The following is a 21703-nucleotide window of genomic DNA, read 5'->3' as shown; positions in this document are numbered from 1 at the left end:
ACCTGAAGAACCAGTTTCAGCAAGTGGCCAACCTGAACCATGCATCACCAAACCTGGTTTATGTTTTGCAGGGTCGATTTCCCAAAGCTCTTTAATCCCGATACCGTAGTGTTGCGGATCGGCATCTTGATCTAAGTTGTATTTTGCAATTAAACGTTTACCGAGATGTCCACGGCAACCTTCTGCAAAAATCGTATATTTGGCGTGAAGTTCATAACCAGGCGTGAAGTTATGCGTCGGTTCACCATCTTTACCAACGCCCATATCACCAGTTTGAATCCCTTTTACAGAACCATCTTCATGATAAAGAATTTCTGAAGCAGCAAAGCCCGGGAAAATAGAAACTTCTAATTCCTCAGCCTTTTGACCTAACCAACGAACAACATTACCCAATGAAATGACATAGTTGCCATCGTTGTGCATGGTTTTAGGAACCATCCAATGCGGTGCTTCTTGAGACTTTTCAGCAGACATGAGGAAGTAAGTCTTGTCCTCAGTCACAGGCACATTTAAAGGTGCGCCTTGTTCTTTCCAGTCAGGGAAAAGTTCATTGATTGCACGAGGTTCAAGTACAGCACCAGAAAGGATATGCGCACCAACTTCAGAGCCTTTTTCAACCACACAGACAGAAAGGTCTGAAAGGTTGTTTTCAATAGCCAATTGACGAATTTTAATCGCAGCAGAAAGACCCGCAGGACCTGCGCCTACGATCACTACGTCAAACTCCATCGATTCGCGTTCGATGTGTTCCATGTAGGACTCCTCATATTTCTAAGGGTGGCAACCGTGAGCATTTATTGGGAATTAATAAATCGGTGCTGCCATGAGTGTTCTAAAAATTCCGAGATACGAATTAACGCTCGTACCAATAATATATTTTGCGCTAGTATAGTTATAAACCTTAATCTAGCCAATTGGCTGAGTCGTATTATTTTTTAGTCAGCAAGGCATAAACCATGGTAAATCAAAATAATTCAACATCAGCGGCTCAAAATCAGCCTGATTCTGATAATAAAAACTTAATGTCTATTGCACAATACTTAAAAGGTGTACAGGCGGGTCACAAAAGGTCAATACCTCCTTTAGAGCAGTGGCAACCAAAGCATTGTGGCAAAATGGATTTGAAGGTAAAAGCCAATGGAGAATGGTGGCACGAAGGTCAATTGATTAAGCGTCAAGCGCTGTTGGACCTGTTTACAAAAGTGCTTTGGAAGGAACAAGGGAAATTCTACTTAAAAACGCCTGTTGAGCAGATTGAAATCGAGGTTGAAGATGAGCCTTTATTGGTTAATCAGGTTGATCAAGTCGAGATCGACGGACAGACTTATTTACAGGTCACTACCACCAATCAAGACATCTGTTTGGTGGATAAAGAACATGCTATTTTTATGCGCGAATATCAAGGTGAGTTAAGACCATACGTGCATATCCGTTTTGGGATAAATGCGTTAATTCAACGCAATGCTTTTTTTCATTTAATTGAATACGGAAGCTTACTTGAAAATGAGCAAGGAGATACCATTTTGTCTTTACAAAGTGGTGATTTGCACTTGCAATTAGGCACTTGAGGTTTAAGCTAGTTAATTATTTTCAATACCTATCCATAGTGGATCAAATGAGCGCTATTCTTCCCCTGTATCCTTTAGAAAATCCCATGCCAAAAGCTTTGGCAAATGCACCTATTGGGATTTTTGATTCAGGAATTGGCGGGCTTTCAATTGCACAAGAGATTGCCAATTATTTGCCAAATGAACGTATTGTTTATTATGCAGATACCGCACATGTTCCATACGGTCCACGAACAGATCAGAATATTCGAGAGTTAACAGCACAAGCGATTGAGTGGCTGTATCGCCAAGGCTGTAAGATTGCTGTTGTCGCTTGTAATACTGCATCTGCTTTTAGTCTGGATTATTTGCGTGAGCATTATGGTGAAAACTTTCCTATTGTCGGTTTGGTTCCTGCATTAAAACCTGCGGTTTTACAAAGCCAGTCTAAAGTGGTTTCAGTGTTGGCAACACCTGCAACTTTTCGTGGGCAACTGATCAAAGATGTTATCCAACGCTTTGCTGAGCCTGCCCAAGTCGAGGTACTCACCATTACTAATTTAGACCTAGTTCCGCTGGTCGAATCTGGACGTTATAACACGCTGGAGTGTAAACAAAGTTTGCAGAAGGTTTTGGATCCTGCTGTTGAAAAAGGTGCAGATTACTTGGTTCTGGGATGTACACATTACCCGTATTTAAAGCAAAGTATTCAAGAGCTTTATGGTGCTAAATTGAGCTTAATCGATTCAGGTCTGGCGGTTGCACGACAAACGGCGCGTATATTATTGAAAAATGAGTTAATATCGACTGATTCGCAAGAGAGTGGCGTGCGGTTGCGATGTTTTGTGAGCGGGCAAAATGCAAAAGAATTAGAAAGCGTCCTCAAGCATCTCATACAACCTGAAATTACATGGTCTATCGAAAATATTGTTGAAAAACTCGGCTAATTCTTTCAATATTGGAAAGATTTAATATTTTTAATAAGTGTAGGGCATATTCTACTTAAAGCTCAAGGATGGATTTAAGTTGAGTATGACAAGAATGGGTTAACCTATGCTCGATAAACGTTATCAAGTTTTTATTACAACATCTGGCAAAGAAATGCAGCCAGAACGTATGGTTGTGTCTCAAACATTGATTGGGATGGGGTTCTTTTCTTGGGGATTAGAACAGCGTACACCGTTAAGTACCGCTTTTGCACGTCGTCAGATTGATGATTGTGATTATGTGTTATTGCTGTTGGGGAGCCAATATGGTGAGCAGTCTGTTTCAGGGGTGAGTTATTTACATCTTGAATATATTTATGCAGTGACCAAACAAAAGCCAATTATTGTGTTTATGCATGAAAATCCAGATTCTCGTGAGCTACATTTAAAAGAAGAAAGCGCGATATTAAAAGGCAAATTCAATGAATTTCGTCATCAGCTACAAAAAGAAGTTGAGCAGGTTGTAACCTATCGCACCTTGCGAGATTTAGAGCTCGTTGTACGCTCTTACATGCCACAAATGCTTGAGCGTTATCCTGTTGTTGGTTGGGTAAGACCACAAAATATTCAGGTCTTGCAAGACGAAATTGATCGTTTAAAAGCAAAATTAGCACAGGTCTCAGTTGAACAAGGGCGTAAAGAAGCAGATCCATTTTTAACCTTACCAAAAGTTTCACTGCATGAAGTATTTAACTTCGATTACCGTATGCATGCTTATCAAGATGGTAATTTTAGGGAGCTTTCTCCAGCACGTGAAATGACTTGGGCAGAGTTATTAAAAATATTGTCTGTTGAATTCAGGAAACCAACACCTGAGGATTTTTTCTCTAAAGTGCTGAATGACTATTTAAATAATACAGGTCTGACAGATGCACAAGTAGTCATGCCTCGTGCGCATGCTGTATCTAGAGCACAGATCAATATACGTTCTTTACATACGATTAAACAACAAGTTCGTCAAAATGAATGGATTGTCCCTGTTGGGCGTGATGATCGTCAGCGTATGTTATGGCAAATGACCGATAAATGTGTCAAATTGCTGGAAAATTCACAACGTATCAGTCATCGTTCCTCTATTTTTTAAGGGTATACAGTGTGAATATACAGATAAAAATTCTGTTTATAGATTGACTCTGTTAAGCTGATATTTAGAGATCATGATATTGTGCAAACAGAGTAAAAATGTCTTTATCCAAACCTAAAGTCCTGATTATTATTGCCAATCTTGGCACACCAGACGCACCAACAGCTCCAGCGGTTCGGGCTTTTTTAAAGCAGTTTTTATCGGATCAGCGGGTTATTGAAATTCCCAAAATTTTGTGGGCAATTATTTTAAATGCTTTTGTTCTGCCGTTCCGACCTAAGCGTGTAGCGGAAGCCTATGCGCAGGTATGGTCGAATGACTCTCCAATGCGAGAAATTTTATTTAAACAGGTTCAACAACTTCAAAATAAATTGAGCGTATTCAATACTGATTTTGATTTAACCATTGTTCCTGCAATGACCTATGGTCGACCAGGTATTGATCGTGTGTTAGATGAAGCTGAATCACAGCTTTATGATCACATTATTCTTTTTCCGCTATTTCCTCAGTACTCGGCAACATCTACCGCACCCTTATATGATGCAGTGGCAAAATGGCTGCTGAAACAACGAAATATTCCAGGTCTAAGCTTCATTCGTGATTATTATCAACACCCGTTATATATACAGGCTTTAGCCAATAGTGTCCGTGATTATCAACAACAGCATGGTCAAGCGGAAAAGTTATTAATGTCTTTTCATGGTATTCCGCAACCTTATGCAGATAAGGGTGATCCGTACGCAGATCGTTGTCGTGTGACTGCGCAAAAGGTTGCTCAGGCACTACAGTTAAGTGATGACCAATGGGCGATAAGTTTCCAGTCACGTTTTGGGAAACAGGAATGGGTCAAGCCTTATACGGATCAATTATTGCAAGCATGGGCAGAACAAGGTGTAGCATCTGTGCAAATACTGAGTCCTGCATTTTCAGCAGATTGTTTAGAAACTTTAGAAGAGTTGGCAATTCAGAATGCTGAATTATTTTTGAAAGCAGGGGGTAAAGATTATGCTTATATCCCTGCATTGAATGATCGAGACGACCACATTGATCTATTGGGACTGCTGTTACAGACTCAATTAGAGGCACTCAAGTCACAGTTACAGGCTTAGCGTTTTTTGCAATGTCAACAGACGCTATTCTTTTAGGAAAATTATTATGTTACAAGTCAAAATTGTACCCGTAACGGCGTTTGCTCAAAACTGTTCGATTGTTTGGGACTCGGAAACTAAAGAAGCGGTACTGATTGATGCAGGTGGTGAGCCTGAAAAATTAAAACAAGAAGTTGAAGCGCTTGGCTTAACGGTAAAAGCGTTATGGTTAACGCATGGGCATTTGGATCATGCAGGTGCTGTGGGTGCATTGGTTAAAGCATGGAATGTACCTGTGATTGGTCCACATAAAGAAGACCAATTTTGGTTAGATATGATTCAAGAAGTGTCTGCTCGTTATGGCTTTCCTATTCCCGAGCCAGTTAAAGTTGATCAATGGCTTGAAGGTGGTGAAAATTTGAAATTAGGGCAAGAGGAATTTGAAGTTCGTTTTGCGCCTGGACATACTCCTGGTCATGTCATCTTTTACAATGCTAAATATGCTGTGCTGTGGACGGGTGATGTATTGTTTAAAGGTTCAATTGGGCGCACAGACTTTCCAAAAGGCAATCATCAACAATTACTCGATTCTATTCAGCGTGAATGTTTTAGCTTACCTGATGAAACCCAATTTATTTCAGGGCATGGTCCTATGAGTACGATTGGGTTTGAGAAACAGCATAATCCATTCGTGGCAAGTAAAGCAGGGTAATTTTTTCGAAACTTGCCATCTAATAAAATACAGCTCAGTCAGTGTTGGATAATGCAATGAGTGAGCTAATGATCGTTCATTCTCAATTATTTATTCGATGGTAGTGTTAGCGTTTTATAAACGGATTGGTTGATCGATTTTGCGCCTCTAAAACAATCAAGAGAATTGAAGCTGCAAAGAGAATACCAATAATAATCAGTGATGCATCAAGTGCATAAATGCCTATCGTAGTAAAAAATACACATAAAATGGCTAAAATAGCAGTAAAAACTTTTAAACCTATATACATTTTGATACTCCAATTTAGTTTCAATGAAACTATTTTTTAATTTTTTATATGGAAAAGTGTGACATTCAGCACGCAATGATCATATAGCTAAGCGTGTGTTAAAAAATAGGCGTTTATTGTGAAATATATATGTCTATTGTGTTTAAATTATAAAAAAACTGTTTAATCAGAGTAAGAAAGTTACACTGAATTAAAATATGGAACAAAAATTGTCTTAATTTTGGATTTTGATCTACCTCGTCGGACATGGCGAATAATTTTTACTCATTTTTAACGATAACGACTATCGAACAAAATATTAACTAAACAGGGTCTACAAGGATAGTATTTTTATTTAGAATAAAATTTGAACACTGTTGTGGTACTGATTAGGTGTTAATTTTTTAAATAAGAATTGAATTTGGAGAAAAATTTTATGCAATGGATAAAACCAGCTTTTACTGACTTACGAATTGGTTTTGAAGTTACCATGTACTTCGAAGCCCGTTAATTATTTTTACTTTCAAACCCAAATAAGCCCTAGCCTTGATCTGGGGCTTAGATCTTTATCATCATCAGATCTTACTGCTATGTATATTTATGTATTGGGTTCAGCCGCAGGTGGTGGATTTCCACAATGGAATTGCAATTGTGTTAATTGTGATGGTATCCGTAAAGGCACGATCCAAGCTACAGCTCGAACACAGTCCTCGATTGCCATTTCTGAAAATGGCACGGACTGGATTTTGTTAAACGCTTCGCCAGATATTCGCCAACAGTTATTTGATTTTAGGGCAGCTCAACCAGCGCGTAAATTACGTGATACTGGCATTACGAATGTCATTCTGATGGACAGTCAACTTGACCATACCTCAGGGCTTCTTAGTTTACGCGAAGGATGTCCAATCTCTGTATGGTGTACTGAAATGGTCTATCAAGACCTCAGTACAGGTTTTCCTGTATTTAATATATTGAAGCACTGGAATGGTGGACTGCAATATCGCCAGATTGACCCAAATCATGCTTTTCGAATAGATGGTTTTAAGCATTTGGAATTCATTCCTTTGCTGATTCAAAGTGCGGCTCCGCCATATTCACCTCATCGCCATGATCCGCATGAGGGTGACAATATTGCTTTAATTATTAAAGACCAAAAAACACAAAAGCAGTTGTTTTATGCGCCTGGTCTTGGAAAAGTTGATGACATGATTATGGCGACGATGAGGAACTCAGATTGTGTGATGATTGATGGGACACTATGGACAGATGATGAGATGCAAAAATGTGGTGTAGGCGTAAAAACTGGAAGAGAAATGGGACATCTATACATTAGTGGTGAAGGTGGATCATTGTCTTATTTGAATCAGCTCTCAGACGTAAAAAAAATACTGATTCATATTAATAATACCAATCCAATTTTAAATGAGAACTCCATCCAATTTGCTGAACTTCAAGCAAATGGGGTAGAGGTTGCTTACGACGGAATGCACATTGAACTTTAATAAGATGCCCTATGAATCAAATACCGAAAGCGTTGACACTAGAAGAATTTAAACAAGCGATTATAGACAAAGGACAGTATTACCATATTTATCATCCGTTTCATGTCATGATGTCGGAAGGAAAGGCCAGCCAACAGCAAATTCAGGCGTGGGTTGCAAATCGTTTCTATTATCAAATTAATATTCCACTTAAAGATGCTGCGATCATGGCAAATTGTCCAGATCAACGGGTACGTCAGGAGTGGATTCAACGAATGATTGATCAAGATGGTACGTATCCCGGTGGTGGGGGGCGAGAGGCTTGGTTATGTTTGGCAGAAGCTGTAGGTCTTCGACGTGAACAGGTAATTTCTGAAGAGCTCGTCCTCCCAGGGGTACGTTTTGCTGTAGATGCTTATGTCAACTTTGCACGCAGAGCGTCATGGCGTGAAGCTGCAAGTAGTTCATTAACTGAATTATTTGCACCTAAAATCCACCAATCGCGATTAGACTCATGGCCCAAACATTATCCCTGGATTGATGATCAGGGGTATCAATATTTTCGCTCTCGATTAAGTCAAGCTCGACGAGATGTTGAGCATGGTTTGACGATTACACTGGATTCCTTCACCAGTTATGAGCAACAGCAACGAATGTTAGAAATACTACAGTTTAAACTTGATGTTTTATGGAGCATTTTAGATGCTTTAACTTTGGCTTATATACATCATGAAGCGCCTTATCATACTGTGACTAAACAACGAGTTTGGCATAAAGGATTATTTAGATGAACAATAAAGCACTTGATCAAAATCTTATTCCTATTTGGCGACCTGGCTACCGTTTTCAGTTTGAACCTGCGCAAAATAGTTTTGTTATTTTATATCCTGAAGGCATGATCAAGTTAAATGAAAGCGCTGGTGCGATTGGGCAATGTATTGATGGGATAAATAGTATTTTAGATATTATTACTTATTTAAAACAACAATTTGGAGATATTGCTGAAATAGACAATGATGTTTTTGATTATATGTTGGTTGCTCAACAACAATATTGGATTGATTTTAAATGACAACCGATATTGGACTACCGTTATGGTTACTTGCAGAGTTAACCTATCGTTGTCCATTACAATGTCCATATTGTTCCAATCCTTTAGACTATACACAACATAAAAATGAGTTAACGACCCAACAGTGGTGTGATGTTTTTGATCAAGCTCGCCAGCTTGGTGCTGTGCAGTTAGGCTTTTCTGGTGGAGAGCCTTTGGTTCGTCAAGATTTAGAGCAGTTAGTCGCACATGCACATCAACAAGGTTTTTATACCAATCTTATCACTTCGGGTATGGGGTTGACGGAACAAAGAGTAGGCAGTTTAAAACAAGCGGGTCTTGATCATATACAAGTAAGTTTTCAGGCAAGCGATCCGTTGGTAAATGACGCATTGGCGGGTTCGAAATATGCCTTTGAACAAAAATACAATATGTGCCGTATTATTAAAAAATATGAATATCCAATGGTGCTTAATTTTGTCATTCATCGACATAATATTGATCAGATTGAACAGATCATTGAGCTTTGTCTTGAATTGAATGCGGACACTGTCGAGTTAGCAATTTGTCAGTTTTATGGATGGGCTTTTTTAAATCGTCAGTATTTATTACCTACTCAAACGCAGTTAATACGTGCTGAGCGCATTACCAATGCTTATCGAGAAAAATTACGTCTGCAAAAGCGTCCTTGTAAGCTTATTTTTGTGGTACCTGACTATTATGAAGAGCGTCCAAAGGCATGTATGAATAGTTGGGGGAAAATATTCTTAACGATAGCGCCTGATGGCATGGCACTGCCATGTCATGCGGCTCGTCAATTACCGATGACTTTTCCGAATGTCCGTCAACAATCTTTAGCAAAAATTTGGTATGAATCTAAGGCTTTTAACCAATATCGTGGAGATGCTTGGATGCCTGAAGGTTGTCGTACATGTCCTGATAAAGACCGTGACTTTGGTGGCTGTCGCTGCCAAGCTTATATGTTAACGGGCAATGCATCTAATGCTGATCCAGTCTGTGCTAAATCGCCATATCATCATTTGATTGAACAAGCACGAGCAGAAACTGAACAAGCTGTTTCCCTCAGTAATTTGATTTTTCGCAATAGTAAAAATTCTAAACGAATGAATAATCACATTTCTGTTTTAAACATTTCAAATGGATAATTTTAGCGAGATGTGCAGTATGCACCACGATGTAATTCCAATTTTCGATGGTCATAATGATGTTTTAACAAGGCTGTGGTTATCTGATGATCATGATCCTGTCGAAGCTTTTATCCACCAAGGATTGCCTGGGCATCTTGATTTCAAACGCTGTCAGAAAGCAGATTTTGCAGGTGGTTTTTTTGCTATTTTTCTACCGCCATTTGATTATGTAAAGCAACATCATCCGAATAAACTATTCGATCAAAGCATTGATGAGTTTACCCAACAACAGATTGAACAGATTTGTTTGCAGCAGCTTGATTTAGCTCAACAGTTGACTAGACGTTCGCACAATATTCAAATCTGTACATCTGTTGAAGACATTGAATTTTGTATCACTGAAAAAAAGTTGAGTATTGTCCTTCATATGGAGGGGGCAGAAGCTTTACAACAAGATCCTAAACTATTGGATGTCTTATATGATGCAGGGCTGCGTAGTATAGGACCACTATGGAATAGACCAAGTCAGTTTGGACATGGTTTAAATGCTAAATTTCCTCATTCTCCAAATACAGGTCCCGGTCTTACAGTTGAGGGTAAAGCTTTAATTGCATGTTGTGCGGATAAAAAGATGCTCGTTGATGTCTCACATATGAATGAGCGTGCTTTTTGGGATACAGCAGAGATTTTAGCGCAACCGATTGTTGCAACTCACTCCAATGCTTATGGATTATGCCCACAAGCACGAAATTTAACGGATACTCAATTGAAGGCAATACGCGATAGTCAAGGTATGGTTGGAGTAAATTTTGATGTGGCATTTTTACGACCAGACGGACAGCGCAATGCCGATACGGCCATCAATATTATTTTAGATCATTTGGAATATATGATGCGCTACTTAGGTGAAGAACATGTCGGCTTTGGTTCTGATTTTGATGGTGCGCTGATTAGTAATGAGCTCAAAGATATTATGGGAGTTTCGAAACTCATCAGCGCAATGCGACAACGCAGTTATTCAGATCAATTGATTGAACAAATATGCTTTAAAAATTGGCTTAAGGTACTTAAACGAATTTGGGCAGCCACATGATTGATTAATCTTCATAATCATCTTCATGTCGTTTTTGATCCATTTGAGGCGCATCTTGAGTAGGAAGTTTATATTCATCATTCGCCCAGGCACCGAGGTCAATCAATTTGCATCGGTCAGAACAAAATGGGCGAAATTCATTTGCTTCCCATGTTGAAGGTTCACCACATCGTGGACAAGGAAATGTTTTAGCCATACAGAAACTCTCATTTATAAAAGCAAAACCTGCAAAGAATTGTTAAACTTGCAGCGATTTTTCTTAGTTTGATCTGATTATGCCGATTCGTCAATTTCAAGCACAGCGTATGCATGCTCCCCGTGATTTTCAATGTATTGAAAATACTCCTATTTGTGTGGAAATTGGGGCGGGGAAAGGCAAACATGCATTGTTGTTTTCAGGACAACATCCAGACTTGAGCCTGATTGCAATCGAGCGCACACGTGAAAAATTTGTGGCGATGCAAAAACAGCATCAATTAGAAGGGCAAACCAATTTAACACCAATTCATGCTGATGCATTGCCATGGGTTGTACATGCATTGTACCCAGCACAGGTGCAACAGTTGTTTATTCTCTATCCAAATCCTGAACCGCATAATCCAGCACAACGCTGGTTAAATATGCCTTTTTTTGAGTTTTTGATTTCTAGGCTACAGCCAAATGGCAGCATTACATTGGCCAGTAATATTCCCGAATATATCGCGGAAGCAGAGCAACAGTTACAAGACGTTTGGAAACTTCCTTACGAGAAACAAATTATTGCATCAGATTCAGCACGAACACATTTTGAAATTAAATACTTAGAACGTGGTGAGTTGTGTCAGCAATTGATTATTCGTAAGCCTGAGCATTATTTAACTCGTTTTGATGATATGCAACCTCGTCATGGGCAGGCAGCCGAGACATCATCCGAGCAAGCACATGTCGATTAAGAGAGTTGCAATTGTTGGTGCAGGTCCTGCAGGTTTAATGGCGGCAGATGTTTTAAGCCAATATAAAAATTATGAGATTCATGTTTTTGAACAAAAGCCATCGGCAGCACGTAAGTTTTTGATGGCGGGAAAAACGGGACTGAATATCTCACATGCTGAAACCTTTGAGCAATTTATTCAACGTTATGATCAAGTGGAATGGTTGAGACCTTGGATTGAAAAGTGGGATGCTGCTTGGATTCAAAAGTGGATGCAAAGTTTAGGCATTGAATCTTATGTAGGCAGTTCTGGGCGGATTTTTCCTGTAGAAATGAAAGCTGCACCACTGTTAAGAGAATGGTTGAAGCATTTAGTTGAGCAACAGGTTAAGTTTCATTATCGTCATCAAGTTACTGACCTGAAACATCAGCAACTCAAGATGATTGATTTAAAAAGTAATCAAATCAATGAGCAGAAATTTGATGCGATTATTTTGGCATGTGGTGCTGTGTCATGGTCTCGTTTAGGCAGTGATGGCGCATGGCAAAAATGGTTGTCCTCATCTGAAATTGAAACTTTTCAACCCAGTAATGCGGGTGTAGTTTATCCATGGTCAGACTATATGCAGTCTGTTTTTGGTCAGCCTTTAAAGCGAGTAGATGCTTGGGTTGAGCCTTCGGTTAAAACTCAAGGTGATATCGTTATTACCCATTATGGCTTGGAAAGTGGGCTCATCTATAAGCAAGGACGCTCATTGCGTCAACTGATTCAACAAAGTCAACCACTCGTCATGTATCTGGATTTGTTACCCGATCAATCTATTCAGCAATTGGTACAAAAATTACAGCCATCTAAAAAGCAGTCGACTGCCAATATTTGGCGTAAAGCAGGCTTAGACACAGCAAAATCAAGTTTGCTACGTGAATTGGTTGATAAAGCGCTTTGGAATGATCCAGAACAGTTGGCGCAACAGATTAAACACCTCAAAATCGAATTACAGGGATTCCGCCCTATCGAAGAGGCGATTAGTTGTGCAGGTGGTGTCAAAGAACAAGCATTGACTCAGGATTTACAACTCAAATCTCATCTTTCTGTGTTTTGTTGTGGTGAAATGCTGGATTGGGATGCACCGACAGGTGGATATTTATTGACGGCTTGTTTTGCTACTGGTCGAGCGGCAGGTGAAGGCGTGCATCAATATCTTTCTGACCTGTTATAAAAAGGATTTATTTCCGCTAAAAGTAGATATTTTGTGCTAATTTGATGAAGTAACTAATCATTTTGCACATGGTGAGATTTTCAAAAATGTCTGCTGAAAAATTATATACAGGAAGTTGTTTGTGTGGTGGGATTCATTATGAGGTTCATGGTGAAATAGGTCCAGTCATCCAATGTCATTGTAAACGTTGCCGAAAAGCAAATGGTACGGCATTTGCGACCAATGCACCCATTCAAAAAGCAGACTTTAAAATCGTAAAGGGTGAGTCGTTGCTAAAACAGTTTGCATCAACCGAGACTACCACGCGATGTTTTTGTCAAGAGTGTGGCTCGCCGATTATGAGCATCAAAGCTGAAGCTCCAGAGACCTATCGTTTAAGAATTGGAACACTCGACACGGCATTGGAACATCAACCCACCATGCATATTTATGCAGCCTATAAAGCAGAGTGGGATCATATTTGTGATGGTTTGCCACAATATGATGAGCGACCATAAGCGCAGAATAAAGGGATCAATTTGATCCCTTTATTGTTTTAATTGCGATATGTAGCTTGAGCCAATTCATTGATGTTTACAATGATGATAGATCTTATTTCGCAGTTAAAGCTACACCCTCAAATTGAATGCCATCCCAACCATTTTGCATAAATTGACGAATATTTTGATGATCTGACGCATCTGGAGTCGCCAAAACAGAAGCATAGTGTTCTGCGAACAAGTTCAAGGTTTGCTGTTGGTCGAGTTGATTTAGCTGAGCAAAAGAAAAAACCTTAGCACTGCCTTGGTTTTCTGTTGCTGCATTATGTTGTTGACCATTTTGAAATGCGGTTGGGGTATGTGTATAACGCGCTTCAATATGTTGAATAACATCGGCAAATTTTGCTTCGCCAGCTTGAAGTTGTTTCAATAAATCTTGAACCATGATTTGAGAATTCCATATTCAGTCGTGCACATAGCATAACCTATCGTTTATAAATCAGTAATGTTCTTATATGTTTTACCAGATAAATTATTTTTTAAAGCTATTTGTTAGAATCAAATGCTTGAAGGGAACAGTCATCGTGCCTTATGAACCGACATCGTCTTAAAAAACAAACTGCAGGCGTTACTTTAAAACTCATTGCATTTTTTGCGCAATGCTCATTTTTACTTTGTTTACGCCGTATCTTGATGCGTTTTATTCCTTTTTTACAGTTACAAAGTCAGGTAAAAAATATTGTTTATTTGTCGTGGTTGGTAGATATAGAAAAAGTCCGTTCACGCTATCCGAGTCATGTTCAATTGTGGGAAAAACAAGGTAAAACGATTTTTAGTATTTTGACTTACCAACACCAGCATTTTGGCTTTTCTTTTTTAGGTCGTTTACGTCAGCTCATGCCATCACCTCGACAAAGCAATTGGCGTTTTTATATTGCACCTGAACAACAAGACAAAACGGTGATTTTTGAACAGGTCATGATTGATCAGAAACTTTATGTACTCAGTGGGCGTTTAACAAGTGATGCGATGCCTGCACAATATGCCTTGCAATTTGTCCATGAAAGACAAGATGATATTATTCAGACACAGATTGAGCTAGATGCACTTTATCGACTTTCCAGCGCAGTTAAGATCAAAACAGATCAGCAACTCCCTCAAGCTTGGCACCCTTTGTTTCCTTCATGGAAAGACGCTATTGCCTATCTTGTGGATCAAGATCATGCTTGGGTGGAATGGGTTGATCAGCCTGAACGTTTGTCACAAGGTGATATTGAAATGCCTTTTGATTTTAATCAAATTCAAGCAGCACAGGTGCTAAATATTGATTGTCCATTACTACAACAGTGGGAAGTTCGGGAACAAGATGTCTTTGCATTTGTGGTTCCTGCATTGAACTTTTATGTAAAGAATGAGACACCACTCGATTAGGTTGCTTACTATTGTTGTGTAAAATTGTGGATAACTATTGGGTTATACACAAACAAAGTGGCATTGCGTCGTTAGTGTTAAAAGAATTGATTTAAAGAAGATTGAAGGACGTTATAACATGAATTGGCTATTGGTCGCATGTGGTGGAGCAATTGGTGCAAGCTTACGTTATGGGGCTGGTTTTTTGATTTCTAAACCTCTCAGCCTTTTTCCTTGGGCAACATGGTCAATTAATATTTTAGGGTGTTTTCTGGCAGGAGTTTTCTTTGCTTTTACCCTGCGTTATCCAATTCTACAACAAGAAACACGCTTGTTTTTCATGGTGGGAATCCTCGGTGGATTTACGACTTTTTCCAGTTTTGGCTTAGAAACCTTTCAACTCATTCGCCAAGGACACTTTCCTATTGCGCTGGCTTATACAGTTTCCAGTGTTATTGTCGGTGTCGTCTTTTTAGCGATTGGTTTTTATATTGTGCAAATGATTTTATCAACAAAATAATATAAATCTCTGTTGCACTTCATCAGAGAATCTAAGAATAAAAAAAGCCTAAGTTTAGAGAGGTAACTTAGGCTTGAACAACAGTTTTAAACTTAACGTTTAAAACGTGCAAAACGTTTATTAAAGTTGGCAATACGACCTTCATTGCTTGCTTGACGGATTTCACCCGTATAGAAAGGATGAGAAGCACTCGATATATCTAATGTTACATAAGGATATATTTTACCTTCATGTTCTTTGGTATTTGCAGTCTTGATCGTACTGCCAATTACGAAGAATGCATTTGCATTGGTGTCATGGAACAACACTTCACGATACTCTGGATGGATACCTGGACGCATGATTTGATCCTCTCATTATTTTGACTTAATGAAATATTATAACATAACATATAATTTGTAAAGTCTATTTAAATTTGAGTTCAATCTGTCAGATAAAAATGATTTCATATTGCTGAAAATAAAAAAGAAACCTAAGCAGGAGGAGGGTGCTTAGGTTTCAAATATGGTTTTAATTTAAGATGATTGCCTTAAAATAAAATTAATCACTACCGTGAGAGATAATGATTATTCAATTCGAGTTTTAACGATACATTCCCTGATTCACTCACTGTAAAAATGACCTTAGTTATCAATTTTTTCTTAATCTTGCAGTGGAACCAATTCTTCGAAAAGATCATTCAAATTATCATGAACTTTCAGTTGAATCAGATTCCAGTATTGCCCTGAAATGGTACGATTTACCATTAAAGTATCTGGAGATGGCTTGAATACATCCCAGTATTTCAGAGATTTTTTCACCAATTTAATACCATCATGATGGGCTGAGTTTTCAGCAAAATCATAATGTGTCGTCAGTGGGCGTAATAAAACTTCGAGCCATGCTTGATAAAGCTCTTCAGGGAACTCGCCTTTTTCAGCCAATGCATCCAATGCGGTTAAATGCTCTTCAATGCTAGCAATATCTTGTTTTCTTGCAGCTCTGACTAAAGCTTTAAAATGGGTAATGATTTCATTGGATAAGGTTTTTACTCCACCAAAATCATAAATAATCACACTACCATCTTCACGGAAAGCAAAATTGCCTGGGTGTGGATCGCAATGGAAGCGTTTTAAGAAAAAGATCTGTTGACCCAGTGCTAGAATCAAACGACGACCAATTTCATTGCGAATATCTAAGTCCCAAGTGCTTGCAGTTTCAATACTTTCACCTTTTTCAAGGCTTAAGGTCAGGATTCGACGACTTGAGTATTCAGTAAAAACTTTTGGAATAATAATTTTGCTATCCAAAGCCTGATGGAAAGTTCGAAATACTTGTAAATTTTGTGCTTCGATTTCGTAATTCAATTCTTCATGCAGGCTGTCTTGAATTTCTTTAAATAAGCGGTCTTGTAATTTCTTATCAACTTTAAGTACCCCCATAAGACGTAATGCTAGGCGAACTTGTTTTAAATCACTTTCACAGGCTTCATCCACACCTGGGTACTGAACTTTAACCACCACTTCTGTGCCATTTTTCAAAGTTGCTTTATGTACCTGACCAATTGAGGCTGCGGCAAAAGGTTGCTCATCAAAATATAAAAAGGCTTGATCAATGGGTTTGCCAAGCTCTCGTTCGACTTGCTGCTTAATTTCAATAAAGGGCATTGCAGGTGCTTGGCGTTGTAATTTGGCAATGGCACGAGCAACTTCTGGCGGAAAAATATCTTTGTACTGAGAGGCGATTTGCCCAACTTTCATTACAGCACCTTTCATTTCACCTAAGGTGTCTGCGATTTGTACGCCAATATCTTGAAACAGCTTGCTGCGCGCTTCATTTTTCTGCTCTTCATCTGCATTGAAGTTACGAATTGAATTTGATACCGTTTTTGTCGCAATACTTGCAGTCATACTGGCAAGTTTCATAAAGCGGCGACCGGGTGTACTGGTACTTTTCGACATTCGTAATCATCCTTCAGTTTAGATTAGATGTTTCATTTATTTTGATCATAGGCGACTATTGTTAAACTGCCTACTCTAATTTGTTAAGCGTTTGTTTCTGCTTGGCTATTTTTAATATTTAAACTCGTTGGACAGTATAAGCCTGTTTTTGTGTATTTTGGATTAAAATGTTTTCACATATTCATATAGTTGTAGTTGGATGAAAGTTTATCGTTATTTAACGGGCAAAGATGATGTTCACTTTTGTGCAAGGGTGAGCAAAGCGCTTAACGAAGGTTATGCGTTATACGGCGCGCCAACCATGACGTTTAATGGTACGGATGTGATTGTTGGGCAAGCAATCATCAAAGAGGTTGAAGATGTATCGGAAATGTCTGAGAAATTTCAACATGCCTATCAACTTCAATCTGAATAGATGGAAAAATTTAAGTTCATCATGAACTTTATATGATCTGGTCAAGTCACCTGAGGATTTAGACAGATGATGTATTGTTTAGATGATATAACTCAGTTTAAGTTGACTTGATTTAGAAAAAATAATGCTGCTCATAAAACAGCATTATTTAAAATTTTAATTATTAGTTTTGTGCTAAGCGTTTGTTATTGTTATATAAGCGCATAAGCAATAAGACGCAAGCAACCGTTAATCCAATAATTAAACCGGTCCAGACACCCGCCGCACCCATATCGGTATAACGTGCCAAATAGATTCCAATTGGAAAGGCGATGATCCAATAAGCCAGCATCGTGATCCACATGGGTCCTTTGGTATCCTGCATTCCACGTAAACAACCAGCAGCACTCACTTGCCAAGCATCCATGAGCTGATAGCCAACTGCAAATAGAATCAAATAAATGGCAGCTTGAGATACATCATAATCACGCGTATAAACAGAAACGATTTCTGGACGTAATAGCAACAGTAATAACATGGTGGTACAGGCAAATAAGGTACTGGTCATTAATCCAACTTTTTGCACTTTACGCATGGCGAACCAATTTTTTTCACCAAAATAGGTTCCTGTACGAATCGTCAGCGCCAAAGCGAGTGACATTGGGATCATAAACAGCTGAGAGGTGACGGATAAGGCAATTTGATGTGCAGCAACCGTAATTTCTCCCAATGGACTGAGCACAATTGCACCCGTACTAAAAATACTCACTTCAAAGAAAATCGCTAAACCAATCGGTAAACCCAGTTTAAGAATACGCTTGATGAGTGCACTGTCCATTTTCTCAAATTTACTCAAGGGTTGAGTCGACTGATAACGCTTTGCTCTGAAAATATAAGTACTGATTGTAATGAACATGAGCCATTGCAATAATGCTGTGGCGAAACCGCACCCCGCGCTACCTAGATGTGGAATCGGTCCAATACCATACATAAAAATAAAGTTGAGTGGAATTTGCACCACCAGTGCCACGAGGCTGATCACTGTAACAGGACGTGGATAGCCCAAGGCTTCAGAATAACCTCGTAAAGTTGAATACATGGTAAATGCAGGCATACCAAATGCAATCGCATGTAAAAACAAACTGGCTTTCGGAAGTAGGGACTCAGGCACACCAACAAGAGGCAAAAGCAATGGAATGATTTGCAAAACCATCATTCCAATCAAGCCAAGTAAGAAAGCAACCCATAACGATTGACGAACAATCGAAGGAATTTTTTCAGGCGTACGTGCGCCGTTGGCTTCAGCAACCAAAGGTGTTGTGGCAATCATGATACCGCTGAACAGCAACATCACTGGAATCCATAATCCAACCCCAACAGCAATTGCGGCGAGATCTTCGGCAGACATATGCCCAGCCATGATGGTATCAATCAATCCAAAGCCTGCGGCAGCAAATTGAGTGATCAAAATCGGCAGCATCAAATGAAAAAGTTGCTTTAATTCAAAGCGGGTAGTCGTGGCTTTTACTGATACAGACACAGGTAATACTCGTTTTAAATGTGCTTAAGAAAAAATAAACTGGTTAGCGTTGTAGAGTGAGAAGCACACCTATAAAAATCACCACGCCACCTATAAGACGTTGCCAGTTGACTGGCACTTTATCTGTACCCAATACACCAAAGTGATCAATGATCATTGATGTGGCGATCTGCCCGAAGATAATCAACCCTGAAAGGGTTAAGAAACCAAGTTTGGGGGCAGTATAAATACTAATACTAATGGCATAAACCCCAAGACAACCACCTAGCCAGAGATACCAAGGAATCACAGCTAAACTGTGTAGTGTTGGTTTTTGTTCAGACTGGAAGATTACCAAAACTACGAGCAATAGTGTACCCACCAAAAAAGATAAAAGCGCGGCTTGTAAAGGGGAGTAAAGATATTCACGCAGTTGCGTATTGATGGCTGTTTGAAACGCCATAGCAATACCAATGCCCATGGTGAGTGGTAAAAGAAATAACAATTGACTGGATAATTTCATCATTCTTGTTCATCTACTTTTTATTGCGCATATCCAGTCTAAAGCAATTTGATGAGTTGTTCTAATCAGAAGCTAGAAGTCATGTTAAAATTAATTATTCTGTTAGTTGCTTTGAGCTTTTCTTTGACTGCTTTAATCCCTCAAAATATTCCATTATCACTTTATATCCATATGCCGTGGTGTGTGCGTAAGTGTCCGTATTGTGATTTTAATTCGCATGCAGTACCCGACGGAAAATTATCTTTAGATTTGGAACACGAATATTTACAGGCATTGGTTGAAGACTTTAAAACGCAAATTGAATTTGCCCAAGGGCGAGAAATTCATAGTGTGTTTATTGGTGGGGGGACGCCATCACTTATTTCAGCTCAAGGTTATCAATGGTTATTTTCTCAATTAAAAGCATTACTGCCTTTTGAGCAGGATTGTGAAATTACTTTAGAAGCCAATCCGGGAACAGTTGAACATGATCCTTTTGCAAGTTATTTAGCTGCAGGTATTAATCGATTATCCATAGGCGTGCAAAGTTTTAATACCGAACATTTAAAGAAATTAGGCCGTATTCATTCCAATGATGATGCTGTTTCAGCGATTCGAAATGCTCGAGAAGCAGGCTTTCAACGAGTGAATGTTGACTTGATGCATGGATTACCAGAACAGACCTTGGAACAGGCGTTATACGACTTAAAACTGGCTGTTGAAAATGGTGCGACACATATTTCCTGGTATCAATTAACCATTGAACCCAATACAGTTTTTTTCCGTACACAACCGATTTTGCCAGTCGATGATGTTTTAGAGGCGATACAGGAACAAGGTGAGCAATATTTAAAAGCCAGTGGTTTTATCAATTATGAGGTATCTGCTTGGCGTAAAGAGCAACCATCAGCGCATAATTTGAATTACTGGCAATTTGGTGATTATCTGGCAATTGGTGCAGGAGCACATGGCAAAGTTACTCAAACGGATGGTGTTTACCGCTATCAAAAGACCCGTTTGCCTAAAGACTATTTAGCCAAAGTGCCTGCTGAACATTTGCAGTTTAAACGTATCGAAGATATTGAGATGCCGTTTGAATTTATGATGAATGCTTTGCGTTTAAATGATGGTGTCGTTGCTGAACTCTATACTGAACGTACAGGTTTGAATCTTGAGGATTTAAATGAGCGAATCAGCCCATTAAAACAGCGTCATTTAATGGTCAATGATGCAACACGCTTATCCTGTACGGCGCAAGGGCATATATTTTTAAACTCTGTTTTAGAGGCATTTTTATAAATATATTGCTCAAAATAAACAGCAGGAGATATCCAGTTTTGTTATGCTGTGATTGAAAACAAATATTTTAATTCTTAGGTTATAACAATGAATAAATATCTCATCAGTCTGTTTCTTGCCCTAATAGCAATCTCAATTGCTCACGCGAAAAGTGCAGTTCCCCAGTTTCGTGATTATCCTGTGAAATCGGTATATATGGGTAAGACCGCCAAACTGGATATTTCTGATCCAAGTGCCAATATGTTTCGTACTCGACTGAGAGCAGCATTAAAGGAAAAACCAGATTTTGCGGGGGAATATGTCAAGACCATGTGGGGATGTGGTGCAAGTTGTAGAATGTATTCTTTTGTCAATAAACGTACAGGGCAGCTGTTAGCTGATGGTTTTGGTGGTGAGACGCGCCCAGATGTGGTTGAAACTCGTGCAAATAGTCGTTTATTGGTGACCAAAGACCAGCATATGGATCAAAACTATGACGTGGAACAAGTGACTACACGTTTTTATGTGCTTGAAAAAAACGGCTTTAAATTGCTTAAAACCATCGTTGAACCCGTGTCAAAAAATCAAAAATAAGGCAAAACAAGAGATGATTTTTTGGATTCCTGCACAGAATTTTTTAAAAACTTAGCATTTATTTAACCTGAGTTCGATAAAAATCCTTGATGAAAGATGATACAGCCAAACCGCCTGATTATTCATACAAGTGATTTGGATGATTCATTTATTTTGTACTTTTTGAATCATTGATGGTCTTGCGATCTTGAGGCGACATGGATGTCGCCATGTTGAGCGGGGGTAAAGGATGTACCCCTCGCTCAACGAAAGATTTTTGTCACTTTTCATCTCTGAAAAGTGAGGCATCGCCTACGCAAAAGAATTTAAACTTTAGCACTAAATCGTGGCAGTGCAAGCTTTAGATCATCAAACAATCTATTGATCGCCTTCATTTTATTGATCAGAGCAATGAAACTATATTGATGGTGGCGCTTACGGAACTTCGCTCCTCATCCAAAATCGGATGAAAATCCAGAAAAAATCCACATAGATTTATT

Annotated in this window: 27 protein-coding genes; 19 read left to right on the top strand and 8 right to left on the bottom strand. The window is 39.0% G+C overall.

The features are described 5' to 3' along the window. Positions 1-753, bottom strand: a 753-nt coding sequence (locus ACINWC743_RS07345; protein WP_009584950.1) for an NAD(P)/FAD-dependent oxidoreductase, incomplete at its 3' end; no start/stop codon positions are given. A 203-nt stretch (positions 754-956) separates the two neighbouring features. Here ACINWC743_RS07345 and ACINWC743_RS07340 point away from each other — a divergent pair. The 5 genes from ACINWC743_RS07340 (at position 957) to ACINWC743_RS07320 (ending at position 5417) form a co-directional block, all read left to right on the top strand. Next, positions 957-1568: a DUF1285 domain-containing protein gene (locus ACINWC743_RS07340; protein WP_009584945.1), complete on the top strand. Its 612-nt coding sequence runs from the start codon at positions 957-959 to the stop codon at positions 1566-1568. A gap of 47 nt (positions 1569-1615) precedes the next feature. Then, on the top strand, positions 1616-2494 hold the full coding sequence (murI, locus tag ACINWC743_RS07335; RefSeq protein WP_009584960.1) for a glutamate racemase: 879 nt from the start codon (positions 1616-1618) through the stop codon (positions 2492-2494). Between the two features lie 106 nt (positions 2495-2600). After that, on the top strand, positions 2601-3617 hold the full coding sequence (locus ACINWC743_RS07330; RefSeq protein WP_009584952.1) for a DUF4062 domain-containing protein: 1017 nt from the start codon (positions 2601-2603) through the stop codon (positions 3615-3617). Positions 3618-3715: 98 nt separating this feature from the next. After that, positions 3716-4726 carry a ferrochelatase gene (hemH, locus tag ACINWC743_RS07325; RefSeq protein WP_009584943.1) on the top strand — a complete coding sequence of 337 codons (1011 nt, stop codon included), beginning with the start codon at positions 3716-3718 and terminating at the stop codon, positions 4724-4726. A gap of 46 nt (positions 4727-4772) precedes the next feature. Beyond that, on the top strand, positions 4773-5417 hold the full coding sequence (locus ACINWC743_RS07320) for an MBL fold metallo-hydrolase (protein WP_009584959.1): 645 nt from the start codon (positions 4773-4775) through the stop codon (positions 5415-5417). 106 nt (positions 5418-5523) lie between these two features. Here the strand turns inward: ACINWC743_RS07320 and ACINWC743_RS07315 are convergent, their stop codons facing one another. After that, positions 5524-5706: a hypothetical protein gene (locus ACINWC743_RS07315; RefSeq protein ID WP_005034225.1), complete on the bottom strand. Its 183-nt coding sequence runs from the start codon at positions 5704-5706 to the stop codon at positions 5524-5526. Positions 5707-6121: 415 nt separating this feature from the next. Here ACINWC743_RS07315 and pqqA point away from each other — a divergent pair, with 415 nt between their 5' ends. The 6 genes from pqqA (at position 6122) to ACINWC743_RS07290 (ending at position 10458) form a co-directional block, all read left to right on the top strand. Then, positions 6122-6196, top strand: coding sequence for a pyrroloquinoline quinone precursor peptide PqqA (pqqA, locus tag ACINWC743_RS23815; protein WP_009584944.1), 75 nt, complete (start codon positions 6122-6124; stop codon positions 6194-6196). Between the two features lie 79 nt (positions 6197-6275). Further along, positions 6276-7187: a pyrroloquinoline quinone biosynthesis protein PqqB gene (pqqB, locus tag ACINWC743_RS07310; protein WP_009584942.1), complete on the top strand. Its 912-nt coding sequence runs from the start codon at positions 6276-6278 to the stop codon at positions 7185-7187. A gap of 11 nt (positions 7188-7198) precedes the next feature. Beyond that, positions 7199-7957, top strand: coding sequence for a pyrroloquinoline-quinone synthase PqqC (pqqC, locus tag ACINWC743_RS07305; RefSeq protein WP_009584961.1), 759 nt, complete (start codon positions 7199-7201; stop codon positions 7955-7957). Beyond that, positions 7954-8238 carry a pyrroloquinoline quinone biosynthesis peptide chaperone PqqD gene (gene pqqD / locus ACINWC743_RS07300; protein WP_005034218.1) on the top strand — a complete coding sequence of 95 codons (285 nt, stop codon included), beginning with the start codon at positions 7954-7956 and terminating at the stop codon, positions 8236-8238. The genes pqqC and pqqD overlap by 4 nt, the downstream gene beginning before the upstream one ends. Continuing rightward, positions 8235-9383 carry a pyrroloquinoline quinone biosynthesis protein PqqE gene (pqqE, locus tag ACINWC743_RS07295; protein WP_009584957.1) on the top strand — a complete coding sequence of 383 codons (1149 nt, stop codon included), beginning with the start codon at positions 8235-8237 and terminating at the stop codon, positions 9381-9383. The genes pqqD and pqqE overlap by 4 nt, the downstream gene beginning before the upstream one ends. A 19-nt stretch (positions 9384-9402) precedes the next feature. Further along, positions 9403-10458 (top strand): dipeptidase, encoded by a 1056-nt coding sequence (locus ACINWC743_RS07290; protein WP_009584947.1) that lies wholly within the window; start codon positions 9403-9405, stop codon positions 10456-10458. A gap of 4 nt (positions 10459-10462) precedes the next feature. Here the strand turns inward: ACINWC743_RS07290 and ACINWC743_RS07285 are convergent, their stop codons facing one another. Next, on the bottom strand, positions 10463-10654 hold the full coding sequence (locus ACINWC743_RS07285) for a DNA gyrase inhibitor YacG (RefSeq protein WP_005034213.1): 192 nt from the start codon (positions 10652-10654) through the stop codon (positions 10463-10465). Positions 10655-10727: 73 nt separating this feature from the next. Between ACINWC743_RS07285 and ACINWC743_RS07280 the strand changes: the two genes are divergently transcribed. The 3 genes from ACINWC743_RS07280 (at position 10728) to ACINWC743_RS07270 (ending at position 13085) form a co-directional block, all read left to right on the top strand. Continuing rightward, on the top strand, positions 10728-11390 hold the full coding sequence (locus ACINWC743_RS07280) for an SAM-dependent methyltransferase (RefSeq protein ID WP_171064878.1): 663 nt from the start codon (positions 10728-10730) through the stop codon (positions 11388-11390). Continuing rightward, positions 11380-12588: a TIGR03862 family flavoprotein gene (locus tag ACINWC743_RS07275; protein WP_009584962.1), complete on the top strand. Its 1209-nt coding sequence runs from the start codon at positions 11380-11382 to the stop codon at positions 12586-12588. The genes ACINWC743_RS07280 and ACINWC743_RS07275 overlap by 11 nt, the downstream gene beginning before the upstream one ends. 86 nt (positions 12589-12674) lie before the next feature. Continuing rightward, positions 12675-13085: a GFA family protein gene (locus ACINWC743_RS07270; RefSeq protein ID WP_009584951.1), complete on the top strand. Its 411-nt coding sequence runs from the start codon at positions 12675-12677 to the stop codon at positions 13083-13085. 94 nt (positions 13086-13179) lie between these two features. Here ACINWC743_RS07270 and ACINWC743_RS07265 read toward each other — a convergent pair whose 3' ends face one another. Further along, positions 13180-13512: a HopJ type III effector protein gene (locus ACINWC743_RS07265; protein ID WP_009584948.1), complete on the bottom strand. Its 333-nt coding sequence runs from the start codon at positions 13510-13512 to the stop codon at positions 13180-13182. Between the two features lie 146 nt (positions 13513-13658). Here ACINWC743_RS07265 and ACINWC743_RS07260 point away from each other — a divergent pair, with 146 nt between their 5' ends. After that, complete coding sequence (locus tag ACINWC743_RS07260; RefSeq protein ID WP_009584956.1) at positions 13659-14498, top strand: DUF2071 domain-containing protein; 840 nt, start codon at positions 13659-13661, stop codon at positions 14496-14498. 118 nt (positions 14499-14616) lie between these two features. Next, positions 14617-14997 carry a fluoride efflux transporter CrcB gene (crcB, locus tag ACINWC743_RS07255; protein WP_009584958.1) on the top strand — a complete coding sequence of 127 codons (381 nt, stop codon included), beginning with the start codon at positions 14617-14619 and terminating at the stop codon, positions 14995-14997. 92 nt (positions 14998-15089) lie between these two features. Here the strand turns inward: crcB and ACINWC743_RS07250 are convergent, their stop codons facing one another. Together ACINWC743_RS07250 and ACINWC743_RS07245 are read right to left on the bottom strand one after the other, a co-directional pair. After that, positions 15090-15338: a type B 50S ribosomal protein L31 gene (locus ACINWC743_RS07250; protein WP_005034202.1), complete on the bottom strand. Its 249-nt coding sequence runs from the start codon at positions 15336-15338 to the stop codon at positions 15090-15092. A gap of 300 nt (positions 15339-15638) precedes the next feature. After that, positions 15639-16937: an ABC1 kinase family protein gene (locus tag ACINWC743_RS07245; RefSeq protein WP_009584941.1), complete on the bottom strand. Its 1299-nt coding sequence runs from the start codon at positions 16935-16937 to the stop codon at positions 15639-15641. Positions 16938-17136: 199 nt separating this feature from the next. Here ACINWC743_RS07245 and ACINWC743_RS07240 point away from each other — a divergent pair, with 199 nt between their 5' ends. Beyond that, a complete protein-coding gene (locus ACINWC743_RS07240) occupies positions 17137-17352 on the top strand; it encodes a DUF1737 domain-containing protein (RefSeq protein ID WP_009584954.1) in 216 nt (71 codons plus the stop codon). Positions 17353-17515: 163 nt separating this feature from the next. On the opposite strand, the gene ACINWC743_RS07235 is transcribed toward ACINWC743_RS07240, so the two are convergent. Beyond that, a complete protein-coding gene (locus ACINWC743_RS07235; protein WP_009584953.1) occupies positions 17516-18871 on the bottom strand; it encodes an MATE family efflux transporter in 1356 nt (451 codons plus the stop codon). A gap of 43 nt (positions 18872-18914) precedes the next feature. Next, on the bottom strand, positions 18915-19376 hold the full coding sequence (locus ACINWC743_RS07230; protein WP_009584949.1) for a DMT family transporter: 462 nt from the start codon (positions 19374-19376) through the stop codon (positions 18915-18917). Positions 19377-19454: 78 nt separating this feature from the next. Here ACINWC743_RS07230 and hemW point away from each other — a divergent pair, with 78 nt between their 5' ends. Next, positions 19455-20651 carry a radical SAM family heme chaperone HemW gene (gene hemW, locus ACINWC743_RS07225; protein ID WP_009584946.1) on the top strand — a complete coding sequence of 399 codons (1197 nt, stop codon included), beginning with the start codon at positions 19455-19457 and terminating at the stop codon, positions 20649-20651. 87 nt (positions 20652-20738) lie between these two features. Continuing rightward, positions 20739-21224, top strand: a complete 486-nt coding sequence (locus tag ACINWC743_RS07220) for a hypothetical protein (protein ID WP_035300601.1) — start codon at positions 20739-20741, stop codon at positions 21222-21224. Positions 21225-21703: the final 479 nt, after the last annotated feature.

The sequence above is a fragment of the Acinetobacter sp. WC-743 genome, from assembly GCF_000335555.1.
Taxonomy (GTDB): domain Bacteria; phylum Pseudomonadota; class Gammaproteobacteria; order Pseudomonadales; family Moraxellaceae; genus Acinetobacter; species Acinetobacter bereziniae.
Note: the sequence above shows the minus strand (reverse complement) of the source record. Positions and strands in the feature narration are given on the sequence as shown.